We start from the raw sequence: 14,024 nt of genomic DNA, 5'->3' as shown, positions 1-14,024 counted from the left end.
GACCATTCAGGCTTCCAAAGAAAGCCCTCCTTCTCGGGGCTTTCTTTATAAATAACTATGGTTTCTTTAATGCAGCTCTTTTAACAGCTCAGCAGAAAAAGGTTTCAACTTCTCATAGCTACCTTGCCTAACTTTATCTACCCATTCAGGGTCAGCAATCAATGCGCGCCCTATGGCACAAAGATCAAACTCTTCCTTATCGAGAGAATCCATTAGACGGTTTAAATCAGACTCAACACCCGCTTCTATAAACTGTCCGGACTGATCCTTACTAAAAGGACGAGCTAAACCGACACTGCCAACAGCAATGACAGGCTTACCCGAAAGCCTTCTAACTAATGCAGCCAATGTCTCAGGCCCATCCTTAAAGGCAGGTTCCCAGAAACGGCGGGTACTGACATGGAATATATCCACTCCAGCGGCTACCAGAGCCTTCAGGATAATGGCCAGCTCTTCACTATTTCTGGCAATGTGTGCGGAATAATCAAAGACCTTCCATTGAGATAGTCGGAAGATAATAGGGAACTCTTTACTGACTGTCTGCCTGATGGCACTCACCACTTCAACAGCGAATTTCAAACGATTTTCAAGGCCTCCGCCATATTCATCAATACGCTGATTGGTGTGATGCCATAGAAACTGATCAATCAAAAAGCCATGGGCGCCATGAAGCTCAACAGCATCACAACCGATAGACTCTGCATCTCGAGCAGCCGCTGAATAAGCAGAAACAATCTCCACAATTTCCGACTTTTCCAACGCTCGCACCACATGCTTTCCATTTTCATAGATATCCATAGGTCCCACCCCGGGTTCAGATGGATCAGGTCCTACCCCTGGTCTTCTGCGCTCCCCCACATGCCAGATCTGTGGTGCAAAACATCCACCAGCCTGATGTATTGCCTCAACAATAGCTTCCCATCGGGTTAACGCCTCTTCCCCATAAAACCTTGGCACTCGATCAAACCCATTACTGGCTTTATGGTTAATCGTTGCCCCTCCACAGATCACCAGACCAACACCACCCTCAGTTCTTCTCCGGTAGTAAGCACCCAGAGCTTCTGTCGGCAGCCAGTTATCAGCAAAGTTACGGGTCATCGGCGCCATCACAATTCGATTAGGCAACTGAAGTTTTCCACAGGAAAAAGGAGTGAACAGAACACCGGGGGCATTGAGCATAACGACACATAGTCCCTTGAAGAGAATGTATGGGAGTTAAAAACATAGTAAAATAGTCAACTTCATGCATTTGGGAGTACAGGGATGAATAGCCTTGATGGCAGGAACTTTGACAATACCTACTCACGCTTGCCAGAACACTTTTATACAAGGCTGGATCCAACACCTCTGGAGAACCCGAGACTCGTTGCCTATAGTGCATCAGCTGGCCAGTTGCTTAACCTTGAAGACACTCAGGAAACCCTAGAAAAACTGACACTGATCTGTTCCGGAAACGGTGCATGGCCTGGTTCAGAGCCACTCGCCATGGTGTATTCTGGCCACCAGTTTGGCTCCTACAATCCCCAACTGGGTGATGGTAGAGGGTTGTTACTGGGAGAACTGGTCAATACCCAAGGTGAGAAGTGGGATCTTCATCTGAAAGGTGCCGGGCAGACCCCCTACTCCCGATTTGGTGATGGCAGGGCCGTTCTCCGCTCCTGTATCAGGGAATATCTCGCCTCAGAAGCACTGCACCATCTGGGCATACCCACTACCCGCGCTTTGTGCGTAGTGACCAGTGATACGCCGGTTTACCGGGAAACCACTGAAGCTGGCTCAACATTGCTCCGGCTGGCCAGAAGCCATATCCGTTTTGGTCACTTTGAATACTTCTTTTACAACAAACGATACGAAGCCCTGAAAGAACTGGCTGATTACACCATTGAGCAACACTTTCAAGACCTTGAGGGGATGAAGGCAATGGCTGGCAGTGACAGAGGGTATCAGCTGTTTTATTCAGAAGTCGTTCGTCGTACAGCAACCTTGATTGCCCAGTGGCAGGCGGCAGGTTTTGCCCATGGTGTTATGAACACCGACAATATGAGCATCATTGGGGATACATTTGATTATGGCCCCTATGGCTTTATGGACGATTTTAACTGGCACTACATCTGCAACCACTCTGACCACTCGGGTCGCTATGCATTCAGCCAGCAACCCGAAATTGGTTACTGGAACTGTGGCAGGCTTGGTCAGGCACTGGTTCCCCTTTTTGATGATGGTGAGTTAATCCAGAAAGCGCTGGATCAATACCCACAAATTTATACCCAAACCTATACCCGCTTGATGCTCGATAAGCTGGGACTGGTTGAAGAAGAGGAGGAAGATGCAGAACTGGTTCGCGACCTGCTTCAGCTGCTGCACGATAGTCACTGTGATTACACGCTGTTCTTCCGAGCCCTCAGCAGTTTTCCTTTGGATCAAACCAATGAGCAATTAGAGCAGTTAGCAAACCATCCATCACTTGCCCCCTGGCTGGATAGATATAAGGAAAGGCTCAAAAGAAATCCCCTGGATGATCAGGCTCGACAGAAACGGATGAAGCTGGTGAACCCGAAATATATTCTCAGAAACTATCTGGCACAACAGGCGATCGAAAAAGCAGAGAAGGGTGACTACCAGGAAATTGAAAACCTGATGAACGTGCTGGTGTCTCCCTACGATGAACACCCTGACTTTGAACACTATGCAGAGCAGCCGCCTGAATGGGGCAAAAAGCTGGAAGTCAGTTGTTCTTCCTGAATGGAATGAATTCTTATCAGATGCGTTTATCGTTAAGATACTCTCAATTCATACTAACTGAAGCAGTGAGATAACAATGGCCAGAATGATTCAATGCGTAAAACTGAAAAAAGAAGCGGAAGGCCTGATGGTTCCACCATTACCCGGCCCAAAAGGTCAATGGATCTTCGAAAATGTCTCCCAGGAAGCATGGACTGAATGGCAGGCGCATCAGACCCGCCTGATCAATGAAAAGCACCTGAACCTGCTGGAGCCAGAAGCCCGAAAGTACCTGATGGAACAAATGGACAAATACTTCTCCGGTGAAGATATTGATGCCGCTGAAGGCTATGTACCAGAAGATAAATGACCTTATAAATTGTATTTCTTTGGCTATTCTCAGTTCGCCCAAGCGAATAACGAGAATAGCCAATGCCCCTTAGTAGACACCTTCCCATCCTGAGATATTCTCTAACGGTTATCCTTACCTCCATGTTATGGATGAGTATGAAGACCGTTGCCCACGAACAGGAATCGGCTTTCATCATGCCGAATCTTGCAGAAATGATCGTACTGGCCCTGGATCATGGCGAAGTCAACGCCATCACAGGACAACGTCACTTCACCGGACCTCCCGTACTGCAGTGGGAGAAAGACCTCTCCAACAAACGCCATACCTCTATCTTCCATGCTTATGGCTTTGGTGGCTCGGGCCTGACTCTGGCACCTTCTGTTGCTGAATACATTGCCAGCCAGGTGGAGCTGCAGATTCATGATGACCACAGAAGAAATGAGGACTCATCCGAGATTGTTATTTTGGGTGCCGGTTACATTGGTATTTTTGCAGCATTGGAAATCAACCACCGCCTTAATCATAACAGGGAACATAAAATCCCAATTCGGGTGGTTGCCCAAGCCTACCCTAAAGGCATCACAGAAATAAATCCGGATAAAACAGAACCTGTCTGGAAAGATAATTACTCAAGCATGACAGCTGGCGGCTGGGTCATGCCTGTATCTATTGAACCACTGAAAAATAGAAAGCTCTGGTGCAAACTGGTGCAACGTGCCCAGACGTTATGGCACAGCTACACCAGAATCCCTCCACTGAGTATTGCCACTCACATTACCCAGAGTCTGGTTTTTTACGATCAATTATCTAACGTAGCGCCCCTGGAGGATAAGTCCGGTATCCGTACCGTTAATGCAGAATGTCTTTCAGACCTCTATCCAGAGCACTCATTTAAGAGCCGTTTTTACGGCTGGGACATCAGTGGGGATAACGTGAACCCTCTACACTTCAATCAGGTCGTCGCTTTTGACAACGTCATACAAACCGATACGGTATCGGTTCTCCAATACATGACACAGCAATTATCAGCTGAAGGTGTAGAACTGATTCAAACCGAAGCAATGATTGACAGCTTTGAACAACTGCAGCATTTCTTCGGCAAAAATCAGCAAACCATTGTCATCAATGCCAGTGGACATGGTGCCCACTCTGTCTTCCATAACAAACCATCTACACCCGTTCGAGGGGATCTGGTGGTATTGCGCATTCCCACTGAGCAACTGACAGACCCTATGAAAGAAGTCAGTCACTATGGATTCTGGGCTGGAGGTTGCCACTATGTATTTCTGCGCTACAGCCTGGACGGTAAATGGATGGAGGTTGTGCTGGGTGGCACGTTTATAAAAGACGACCATGACCTTATGAACAGACCAGAAACCATCCAGCATATTGTTACGTTCTGGCTGGATTTCTTCCATCACACGTCCACTGATGAAGATAGCCATGCCGAAAGAGATGCGTTGGTCAATCGTGTGTTGAACACAGTAAAGATGTAATTCACTGTGAATAATTTATCCACAGGAAGAGCGGCCAATAAAAAAATCCTGAGCAGAAACACCTTAATTTTGCGTTAAGTTAACTCAGTTACCCTGCTGGAACTGATGAATAGATCATCACTTTATTTTTTGATGTCAATTTCAATACAGGCCCAGCAGACCTATGCCCTGTCAACTTTGCAGTAATGATAGTCTGGAGCTGGTATCCAGTAAGGATGCCAAAAGCTCAGAACCTCTGAATGTTTCACTGTGCAGCACTTGTGGACTGATTCAACAGAATTTCATTCCCGATGAAGAGACGTTAAACCGCTATTATCATCATGAATACCGTCAGGACTATAAAGGCACTTATAGGCCCAAATCCAAACATGTTTATCGTGCTGGAAAGACCGCTCTGCAGCGCCTGAATTTCCTGAAAAGTGCGGGCATCAAAGCCGGCCGACTTCTGGATGTAGGTGCAGGTGGTGGTGAATTCACCTACCTGGCAGGCAAAACAGGCTTTGCTGCCAGTGGTGTAGAGCCGAACAAGGGCTATTCAGACTACGCAAGGAAAGAGTACCATTGCGATATCAAGACGGGTAACCTGAACAACATAACCGGGCAATATGATGTAATCACGCTGTTTCATGTACTTGAACACCTGCCCTCACCTCAACAGGCGTTCAATCAGGCCTACCAGCTGCTTAGCAAAGAGGGTTACCTGTTGATTGAAGTGCCCTGGATTGAAGCCAGGGACGCTTCACCTCATAACATCTATTTCAAGGCGCATCTTTACTATTTCAGCATCGATACCCTGATGGCTGCCGCCAGTCAGCATTTTGATGCCATTATGATTGATACTGGATCCAACCTGAAAATTCTCTTTCGAGCTAAACAGATACCGGTAAAAATCCGCTTGCCGGATACAACATCTGTTGCCAAGATCAGAACGCGTCTGCACCAGAAAGGCTGGCTGGAATACCTTTTTCAGGGGCAGGGCCTGTTGAAGCCCATCAAAAAGCTCGTGGAGAGAATGAGAGAGCGTAAAGCGGGTGTTTATCGACCCAGAGAAATTCTGGACCAATTCCTCCCCATTTCGCCACCTGGGAGACCTGTACCTGTTTTGTAACTATTCAGCACCCAGCAAAGGCGTATTGTTGTAATTTCGAACCGCTTTAAGAAGCGCCTGAAATATGTTCAACCCCTGCTTTTTAGCAGATTAGGACTTTCGCATTGACAGGCAGCTGTAAAAATTGCTAGATCAGCAAAAAATAGCGGATGTCGTCGTGCGTAGAAAGATAACAAGACCTACAACAGCTGGGTGTGATTTGCCGAAATATACAGGGTTTCTATTGTGTGAGCCGAAATCAGCAACCTGTACTCGCCTTAGTGAGATCGGAGATATGTCACACCACAGCGTTAACCGTTTTCTACAACGTGAAGACTTTGCTCCCAATGACCTTTTCATGGAAGTAGCCGCAAGGCTGATTCTTGATGGGGGCACGCTATCGGTTGATGATACGGTGCTGGATAAGCCGTACAGTAACTACACGGCATTCATCGGCTATCATTACTCGGGCAAGCATCATAAAGCCGTCAAGGGCATTAATCTCATAACGCTCTATTACACCGATATCAAAGGCTATAGCCTTCCTGTCAATTTCCGTATCTATGACTCTGCGGACGGAAAGTCCAAAAATGATTATTTTCTCGAGATGCTGAAAGAAGTACTTGTATGGGGCTTACGACCTGCATTTGTTACGGGGGATTCCTGGTATAGCAGTGCCGCAAACCTGAAGACTGTGAAAAACAACGGTCTGGGTTTTATGTTTGCCGTTAAAAGCAACCGTACTGTTTCTATCCAAAAGGGTGACTACCAACAAGTGCAGAGCCTGGAGATTCCTGAAGAGGGAATAACCGTTTGGCTACGTAATTTTGGTTCTGTGCGTTTGTACCGGACGCGGCTAAAAAACGAGCTGCGCCATTACGTCGTCTACACACCCCATGCTGGATCAGAGGTATCACCACAGGTAGGCTTTAATGAACTTCACCTGCACCATTGGGCGATCGAAGAGTATCACCGGGCGCTGAAACAACTCTGCAGTATTGAGCGCTTTCAGGTGAGAGGAAAGCAGCAGGTCAGGAACCATATTTTTGCCTCTATCTTTGGGTATGCCTGCCTTCAGGCCAAGAAAGTATCTGAATCTCTCAGTAGCATCTATCGCGTTAAGAATGATGCGCTCAAGGATGCTATTTGGGACTTCATTAAGAGCTTCTCTGATGGTAAAGACTGGCTGAGACCATCTTTTATCAGAGCTGTCAATGCGTAAGTTCTACAGATGATAAATAGCTTCGGATTCGGGTAAACATGGTACCTCCGTCTTCGCTTCTGAAGCAGCCTGAGATCTTCTGCTTAAGTTTGGCCATCCTGGCATCACGTTCACTGCCATTGTTATCGAAGGGAATTGAAAAGTCCGACATGAAGCGCAACGTTTCAACCTTAAACTCAATAAGCCTTTTGAACAGGTTGTAGGCCTTGGTATTCCTGACCTTCTTACGTCCAAGCACCTGTCGTTGTTTTTCCATATAAGCGGTTTCCTTCGTGAGAGCCCTTTGAAGGATTTGGTCGTATATCGTCTCAATGCGAAGCTGTATTGCACCAGGCATTTGAGTCAGACCGGCTGCTTTGTATTTCTTGCAGAAGTGCCAGGAGAGCGTAAGCAATTTCATCAGCCGCAGAGCCAGCTTATTCGCATCCCTATCGACAACTCCCTGAAGCTCTCTCAGATGATGGGCATTACAAAGCACATGCACTGCCGCATAGGCAAAGTAGGACTTCCAATGATCGTGAACCAGAATGCCTGCAAAAGTCAGCAGGATGCCCATTGCATCCATTGCTTCACAACCTCGCCTTTCTGAGAGGTAGTAAAGCGTCCATTGGTCATCTCGCATAATGTGTAACCACCACAGTGAACCGTCAACCCGCATGCCAGTTTCATCCGCTCCTGCAACCGGACTTTCTTGTAAAGCATCGCGGATACTCTGCTCAGTAGAGGCCAGGTTCTCATGGGTATAGGCAACAAAATTGGCAACAGAGCCTGCGCTGACACTCATGCAATAAATAGTATTGAAATACTCAGACACCCGGTGATATGGGATGAAGTGATACTGGTTTAAATGAACAGCCATTGCCTGAGTCACTTCTCCGTATTGAGCAGCGGCTTTCACTCCTTGGGGAAACTCAGCGGTGTTCCGTTTACCACAAGGACATACTTTAACGTCTGCCCAGTACGCGGTAACTTCAAATTCTCCGGGTCTACCTGGATCAAAAACCTGTCGCTCAATGTATTTGGTGGGTTTAATATCGATAAGCGAAGACTGGCAACAGCAACATTTTTCAACCTTCAGATGCCTGACATAATCGGGTAAGGCGACACGTCTCAAACAAGAGCCTTGATGACCTTTCTGGCCACCTGGTTTATTGCCTGAAGATGGTCTAAGGCTTTTGGGGTTCGGTGTTTCCTGTGAGGAGCAGGGGGCTTCTTTGGAAGATGTATCACCTTTATCACTCCCTTTTTTACTGGGCTTTTGATAACCATCTGACGATGGTGGCTTACTACTGTTTTGACTGTTTTTATTAACCCTTTCTTCCAGTTCGCTGCAACGTTCCCGTAAAAGCGCATTCTCGGTCCGAAGCTCTTCATTCTCTTTAAGGAGAGCTTCGGTAAACGGAGTAGCTGGGAAGTCTGGTTCCATACTGGAGATTTGTTAGAAAAATTGAGTATAAGATGATGGTCGAAAAATCAGAAAATTCCAGATTTATATGAAGGGTGCTGAATAGTTACCCTGTTTTAGAGAGTGCACCCCGATATTGAAATGAACATTCTTCTGATTGAAGACGATGACCTGCTTGCCCAGGGAGTTCAGAGTGCACTGACGAACGACAAATGGTCAGTATCTCTGGCCAGCAGGGCTCATCAGGCTCTGCAGATCATCCACAACCAGGAAACCCGGCCTGACCTTATTATCCTGGATCTTGGCCTGCCCGATATGGATGGAGTGGATCTGCTGCACCGAATAAAAGGAATGCAATCTGATGGTATTGCCCTTCCTGTGTTGGTGCTGACTGCCAGAGATTCCATTGGTGACAAAGTACTCGGGCTGGACAGTGGTGCCGATGATTACCTGACCAAGCCATTTGAAGTTGAAGAGCTGCAAGCCCGCCTGCGAGTCCTTGAACGCAGATTCAGCCCCATCGCCATTGAAACCATCAGGGTTGGTTCAGTGATACTGGATACCTCCCGCTACTCTCTGACGGTTGACACTGAAACCTACATTCTGCCAAGACGAGAGTTCGCTCTGCTCCGCACCTTGATGGAAAGTCCTGGCCGGGTATTCTCCCGAGAACAACTGATTGACCGTATGTACGAATGGGATGAAGAAATCAGCAGCAACTCTGTGGATGTCCACATCCACAACCTGCGGAAAAAAACAGGCGCTGACTTCATTCGATCTATTCGTGGTGTTGGCTGGCTGGTTGTTAAGTAGCTTTTTATTCGTTCATGGCGGTTTATGAAACAACACTCCATCCGTAGATTTCTTCTGATCGGCCTGCTCTCTACCATGACACTGGCACAACTGGTCACCATGACCTGGAGCTACCATGAAAGTTACCTGGAAGCCGAAGAGTTACAAGATGCCCAGCTGGTTCAATACGCCCGGGCATTAAGTCTGATGCTAACCAGCAATCTCAATAAAAATGAGATCATGACCGTCCCTATTCAGATTGATCCCGAAGAATGGCAAGGCGCTGCCGCAGGCCTTCGAGCCCACAAGTATGAAGGCAAACTGTTCTTCAAGATTTTTACGGAGAACAAACAGCTGCTTGCCCACTCTGAAAATACACCCGACTTCTGGGAGTTTCCTCTGGTGGAAGGCTTTCGCAATATCAACACAGCTGGGCACGACTGGCGGGTATTTACCCTGCATATAACCAGAAAAAACAGCTGGATCATTACTGCACAGCGTGGCGATATTCGGGGAGAAATGGGGGGCATTATTGCGTTAAAAAGTATCCTTCCATTTCTGTTTACATTTCCAATGGTCTTCCTGATGATTGGCTGGCTGGTCAATAAGGGGCTTCAGCCTGTCATTATCCTGGCTAATGAGCTCAAACGTCGTGAAGCGAATGATCTTCACCCGGTACCCATTAACAATCCAGCAAAAGAGCTGATACCTCTGATCAGCTCAATCAACCAGCTTCTGAAAAGGCTGTCAGACGCATTTAACCGGGAACGGCAATTTGTCGGTTATGCAGTCCATGAACTGCGAACACCGCTGGCAGGGTTAGGTGTCCACCTGCAGAATGCGATAAAAAAACAGGGGCATGAAAAAGATAAAGCGATAGACCTTTCCCTCAAAGGCCATCAGCGCATGGCTCACCTGGTGGAGCAGTTGCTTATCCTGGCAAGAACGACACCTGATGCCTACCTAGCCACTTTCCAGACCGTTGACCTGTACAAAGTTTGTCAGAGAGTTATTGCAGACAATATCCAGCTGATTCTGGATAAACGACAGACAATTACACTGGAAGGCACACAGCCAGCCGTCATTCAAGGCGATGATTCCGGGCTGAATATCATGATCAGCAACCTTGTCAGAAACGCCGCTCTTTACACTCCAGATGAGGGTACGATCAAACTGTCAGTTACCGTCAGCAATCAGCAGACGATCCTGTGCATCACTGACACCGGCCCCGGCATTCCTCAGAAACTGCGAAGAAAAGTATTTGATCGTTTCTACCGTGCAGATAGCGACAGACATGCCTCCAATGTAGAAGGAGCAGGGCTGGGGCTCTCAATCGTTGCTCATGTTATTGAGTTGCACGGAGCAACCATTAAGCTTGGTACAGCAGCGTCAGGCGGTCTGGAAGTTATTGTCAGGTTTGAGGGCGGTTAATTTTCTGGTTATACCAATCGTGCTTTCTAAGTCCCGTTATGAGCAATAAGATTTGAGCCTTAAGGCAAGGCGACGATCGGCAACGCAGGATTAAGGCTCAAATCTTCAGTGCAATAGGGAGTTAGAAGGTTCGATTGGTATTAATTATCCCATAACAAAAAAAGCCTTGAGCAGATACTCAAGGCTTTTCTATATGGTGCCTAGGGGCGGAATCGAACCACCGACACGCGGATTTTCAATCCGCTGCTCTACCAACTGAGCTACCCAGGCTAAATTTTTAGGCACGTATGTTTCGTAATTGTTTAAGAGTGGTGCCTAGGGGCGGAATCGAACCACCGACACGCGGATTTTCAATCCGCTGCTCTACCAACTGAGCTACCCAGGCGCTGTTCAGACAACAACGAAAACGATGTGCGAGGCGTATTAAACGGATTTCCCCCTGGAGAGTCAAGTCATATATAAATTTTTATGGCCAGCCGATGGGTATACAAGCCAAGGGGCTACTTATAACAATCCACCCATCGCTTCGTCGCAATACAAACCTTTCAAACACAGCCTATTACCATTCAATATCAACCCTGCAACTGATCCCAAACTTCCTGATCCCGATCTGCAGTCCATATTCTGGGCCAGTCGATACCATCAAACTCATCCCAGAGGCGCTGAACGTCAAATGGCAGGCAGTGCTCAAAAATGGGCCAACCACCATACTGAGGAGCCAGACTTCTATGAGAGGCAGCAAACGCTTCTTTTAACGTGCCCTTGTTGTTATAAACCGCTCCTACCTGATCAATCATGGTCTTGAGAAAAGTACGGCTTTGTTCGATAGCAGCATCAACACGGTCCCGACCACGAACAACTGCTCCACGGCCACCGACCAACGTCTCTGCGCCGTATGCTTTTACCTTATCCAGGGTAGTTGTGGACCAGTCAAAATGAAAAGCATCGCCGGTATAGAGCGCAGCCTGTGCTTCAACAAGGTCACCGGTAAACAGAATGTTGTGCTGAGGCAACCAGGCACAAACGTCTCCGGCAGTATGACCTCGCCCACAGTATTCAAGCACCAGACTTCCCCGAAGCCCACCCAGCGGGATTTCCAATCGATCGTTAAACACAATATCAGGGTGGGTCAGCCCCGGAATTCCCTCAGGCTCCCGGAACAGTCTGGGCATACGGCGAAACTCACTTTCCCAGTCATCCATACCGCGCTCGTCAATCAGGAACCTGGTGTTCTCGTGGGTAATAATCGATTCTGCTGAAAAGGCGGACGCACCCAACACCCTGACCGCATGATAATGAGACAAAACCAGGTACTTAATGGGTTTGGTCGTATGCTTTCTGAGTTCATTCAACCAGTCGGACGCTGCTCTTGGCGTTGCCCGAGCCTCAAACGCAATAAGAAAGTCTTCCGCTTCAACGGCCCCGACATTGGGATCACCTTCAGCGGTAAAGGCATAAACACCATCCGCCAGCACTTCCAGTGTCTCTTTTTTTTGTTCAAGATCTCCTGAAGATGCAAATGTTTTTTTCGTCATTAGAAATTGCCTTTCTGAGATGGAAGCTTTTATTACCCAGCTCAATATAGCCCAGCCAGTTTGATCATGAGGCAGTGATAAAAAAGGCACCATCATTAGTGCCTTTTTGGAGCTTATAGGACTAGAGTCAGAAACCAAACTTACCGTTGCTGTTTTTCCACTCCGACTCCGGCGGTATCGTCTCTATCGCTCCCCAGTGTTCGACTATTTTATTGTCCTCAAGACGAAGCAGGTCGTAATACGCCACATGGTTGCCTGCAAACTCTCCCTCACTGACACTCAATGCAAAATTGCCCTCACCCAACACTTTATGGTTTTTCTTATACTCCATGGTAATCCCCTGCTCCGCCATGTGCTCTATTGCAGCCTGTAAACCCTCAACCCCATCAGCAATTACTGGATTATGCTGGATGTAATGAGCAGTTCCGGGGGTAATGTATTCACTGATCTTATCGAACTGTCCTTCCATCAAGATGGTTTTTACAAAGCTGGCAGCCCGTGCTTTGTTTTCTGACGTTCTGTCCCGGTCGGTAATCTCCGTGTAGCCATCTGTCTGAGTGTGCCCACTGGGGTTGGGAGAGGCGGCTTTTTCAGTCAGGTTATCCCAGTGTTCAACAATCAAACCATCTTCCATCTTAAGAATGTCAAAGCCTACTTTGGGTCCAAAAAAATCATAATCCATATGGGTAAAGACATAGTCCCCATCTTCAAAGACCCGCTTCACATCCACTTTAGTACTGCCCTTCGGAAGGTCAGACATCAATGCCTTGAACCCATCAAAACCGTTCGCAACGCCAAGATTGTGCTGCACATACTTCTGGGGATTTATATATGCATACGCACTGGTGTCACCTGTTTCCAGGCCCTTCAGCAGTTGCACTACTTTTTCTTTGTTGGTCAGCGTCATCTGTACCTCCTGTGCCATTAACAGGCAATGGTTTTAAGGAAATCCATTAACACATCAAAAGAAAAAAATGACGACCATCAGCTCAGCTGATGGTGAAATCATTCATATAGAAGGAAAAATAGAATAAATAGTATGAACAAAGGCTAGACGAAGCAGAGAGAAACTCAAACCAAACACTTGATCAAGGTGAGTCGAACACCAATGATTTCAGCTTGGTCTCAGCATAGGCGTTGTTCCAAGATACCTTGCCCAAGCGTGGCTAGACAGTGGAGTACTGGTTGAGAAAGCCTGTTCACGGCCTCAACCAAACCACATTCATGTCCCGGGACAAAAACAGTGAATATGGAATTAGCGCCCAGCCCCCCTCTGATAAGATACCCAACGACACCCAGGCACACCTCAAAAACTGCCCAAATATTGATCCAGGTTAATTTTCTGATTTCTGGAAAACTGACTTTCGTCAACTGAGCTTTTCAACCCCTGTATTAATGTTCAACCTTGAAATTTCGAGCCCAACCATTTTCCGGGAGTATGGCAAGTGCTGATTGGCAAGGTAACTGGCAACATCTGGGCCACCCGCAAACAGGATGGTCTCAGTGGCTTCAAATTAATGATCGTCGAGCTGATCAACCCCAGCGAACAGGAAACCGGTCAGTCACTGGTTGCCGTTGATACCGTTGGCGCCGGCATTGGTGACATCGTTCTGGTCGCCCGGGGTGGTGCTGCCCGAAGAGCCATACGCCCTTCTGAAGGCCCGGTTGATGAAGCCATTGTTGGTATTGTGGACAACATGGAGGTGAGCCGATGAGCCGCCTCATCACCCGCAACAATCTTCACGACTTCGTTTCTGATGGTTGCCTCATCCTTGAAAAAGGCATGCTGCTTTCTCCTGGAGCCGATGATCTGGCAAAAATTCAGGGCATTCAGGTTATCCGAAGCTCCCAGGCCAGCTCAGTAGAAGTATTGAAAAAGCGCATTCATCAGCTCCTTATCGGGGAATTCCATATCTCTTCCCCAGAGCATATCGAACGAGTTCAGCAGGAAGTATTAAAGCGCCTGCTCAAATAATCCTGTTT

The 14,024-nt window shown here is 47.4% G+C and carries 13 protein-coding genes and 2 tRNA genes; 9 read left to right on the top strand and 6 right to left on the bottom strand.

Features of this window, described 5'->3' with window-relative positions:
• Nucleotides 1-66: 66 nt before the first annotated feature.
• On the bottom strand, nt 67-1,125 hold the full coding sequence (locus ACOCLE_RS22200) for a 12-oxophytodienoate reductase (RefSeq protein ID WP_419534279.1): 1,059 nt from the start codon (nt 1,123-1,125) through the stop codon (nt 67-69).
• A gap of 138 nt (nt 1,126-1,263) precedes the next feature.
• Between ACOCLE_RS22200 and ACOCLE_RS22195 the strand changes: the two genes are divergently transcribed.
• The 5 genes from ACOCLE_RS22195 (at nt 1,264) to ACOCLE_RS22175 (ending at nt 6,878) form a co-directional block, all read left to right on the top strand.
• Nucleotides 1,264-2,742 carry a protein adenylyltransferase SelO gene (locus ACOCLE_RS22195; RefSeq protein ID WP_419534278.1) on the top strand — a complete coding sequence of 493 codons (1,479 nt, stop codon included), beginning with the start codon at nt 1,264-1,266 and terminating at the stop codon, nt 2,740-2,742.
• Nucleotides 2,743-2,818: 76 nt separating this feature from the next.
• Nucleotides 2,819-3,091: an oxidative damage protection protein gene (locus ACOCLE_RS22190; protein WP_419534277.1), complete on the top strand. Its 273-nt coding sequence runs from the start codon at nt 2,819-2,821 to the stop codon at nt 3,089-3,091.
• A 137-nt stretch (nt 3,092-3,228) separates the two neighbouring features.
• Nucleotides 3,229-4,569 carry an FAD-dependent oxidoreductase gene (locus tag ACOCLE_RS22185; protein WP_419534276.1) on the top strand — a complete coding sequence of 447 codons (1,341 nt, stop codon included), beginning with the start codon at nt 3,229-3,231 and terminating at the stop codon, nt 4,567-4,569.
• A 163-nt stretch (nt 4,570-4,732) separates the two neighbouring features.
• Nucleotides 4,733-5,677 carry a class I SAM-dependent methyltransferase gene (locus tag ACOCLE_RS22180; RefSeq protein ID WP_419534275.1) on the top strand — a complete coding sequence of 315 codons (945 nt, stop codon included), beginning with the start codon at nt 4,733-4,735 and terminating at the stop codon, nt 5,675-5,677.
• A gap of 157 nt (nt 5,678-5,834) precedes the next feature.
• Entirely contained in the window at nt 5,835-6,878 is a 1,044-nt protein-coding gene (locus ACOCLE_RS22175; RefSeq protein WP_419533005.1) for a transposase, read from the top strand.
• Here the strand turns inward: ACOCLE_RS22175 and tnpC are convergent.
• Nucleotides 6,868-8,304 carry an IS66 family transposase gene (gene tnpC / locus ACOCLE_RS22170; protein ID WP_419534274.1) on the bottom strand — a complete coding sequence of 479 codons (1,437 nt, stop codon included), beginning with the start codon at nt 8,302-8,304 and terminating at the stop codon, nt 6,868-6,870. The genes ACOCLE_RS22175 and tnpC overlap by 11 nt on opposite strands.
• A 120-nt stretch (nt 8,305-8,424) precedes the next feature.
• On the opposite strand from tnpC, the gene ACOCLE_RS22165 reads away from it, so the two are divergent.
• Together ACOCLE_RS22165 and ACOCLE_RS22160 are read left to right on the top strand one after the other, a co-directional pair.
• Nucleotides 8,425-9,096, top strand: a complete 672-nt coding sequence (locus ACOCLE_RS22165) for a response regulator (RefSeq protein WP_419534273.1) — start codon at nt 8,425-8,427, stop codon at nt 9,094-9,096.
• A 24-nt stretch (nt 9,097-9,120) separates the two neighbouring features.
• Nucleotides 9,121-10,506 carry an ATP-binding protein gene (locus ACOCLE_RS22160; protein ID WP_419534272.1) on the top strand — a complete coding sequence of 462 codons (1,386 nt, stop codon included), beginning with the start codon at nt 9,121-9,123 and terminating at the stop codon, nt 10,504-10,506.
• Nucleotides 10,507-10,700: 194 nt separating this feature from the next.
• Here ACOCLE_RS22160 and ACOCLE_RS22155 read toward each other — a convergent pair.
• The 4 genes from ACOCLE_RS22155 to ACOCLE_RS22140 all read right to left on the bottom strand — a co-directional run bounded on the left by ACOCLE_RS22155 (nt 10,701) and on the right by ACOCLE_RS22140 (nt 12,948).
• Nucleotides 10,701-10,776 (bottom strand) — tRNA-Phe (locus ACOCLE_RS22155).
• Between the two features lie 39 nt (nt 10,777-10,815).
• Nucleotides 10,816-10,891 (bottom strand) — tRNA-Phe (locus tag ACOCLE_RS22150).
• A 187-nt stretch (nt 10,892-11,078) separates the two neighbouring features.
• The gene (locus ACOCLE_RS22145) at nt 11,079-12,041 is read right to left on the bottom strand and encodes an MBL fold metallo-hydrolase (RefSeq protein WP_419534271.1); all 963 of its coding nucleotides are present in this window, start codon (nt 12,039-12,041) and stop codon (nt 11,079-11,081) included.
• Nucleotides 12,042-12,168: 127 nt separating this feature from the next.
• Nucleotides 12,169-12,948: a hypothetical protein gene (locus ACOCLE_RS22140; RefSeq protein ID WP_419534270.1), complete on the bottom strand. Its 780-nt coding sequence runs from the start codon at nt 12,946-12,948 to the stop codon at nt 12,169-12,171.
• Nucleotides 12,949-13,486: 538 nt separating this feature from the next.
• Here ACOCLE_RS22140 and ACOCLE_RS22135 point away from each other — a divergent pair.
• Together ACOCLE_RS22135 and ACOCLE_RS22130 are read left to right on the top strand one after the other, a co-directional pair.
• Complete coding sequence (locus tag ACOCLE_RS22135) at nt 13,487-13,756, top strand: EutN/CcmL family microcompartment protein (protein WP_020582491.1); 270 nt, start codon at nt 13,487-13,489, stop codon at nt 13,754-13,756.
• Nucleotides 13,753-14,016, top strand: coding sequence for a hypothetical protein (locus ACOCLE_RS22130; protein WP_419534269.1), 264 nt, complete (start codon nt 13,753-13,755; stop codon nt 14,014-14,016). The genes ACOCLE_RS22135 and ACOCLE_RS22130 overlap by 4 nt, the downstream gene beginning before the upstream one ends.
• Nucleotides 14,017-14,024 lie beyond the last annotated feature (8 nt).

It is taken from the genome of Endozoicomonas sp., assembly GCF_965196975.1.
Classification (GTDB): Bacteria; Pseudomonadota; Gammaproteobacteria; order Pseudomonadales; family Endozoicomonadaceae; genus Endozoicomonas.
The sequence above is the reverse complement of the archived record's forward strand: the minus strand, read 5'-3'. Positions and strand labels throughout refer to the sequence as shown.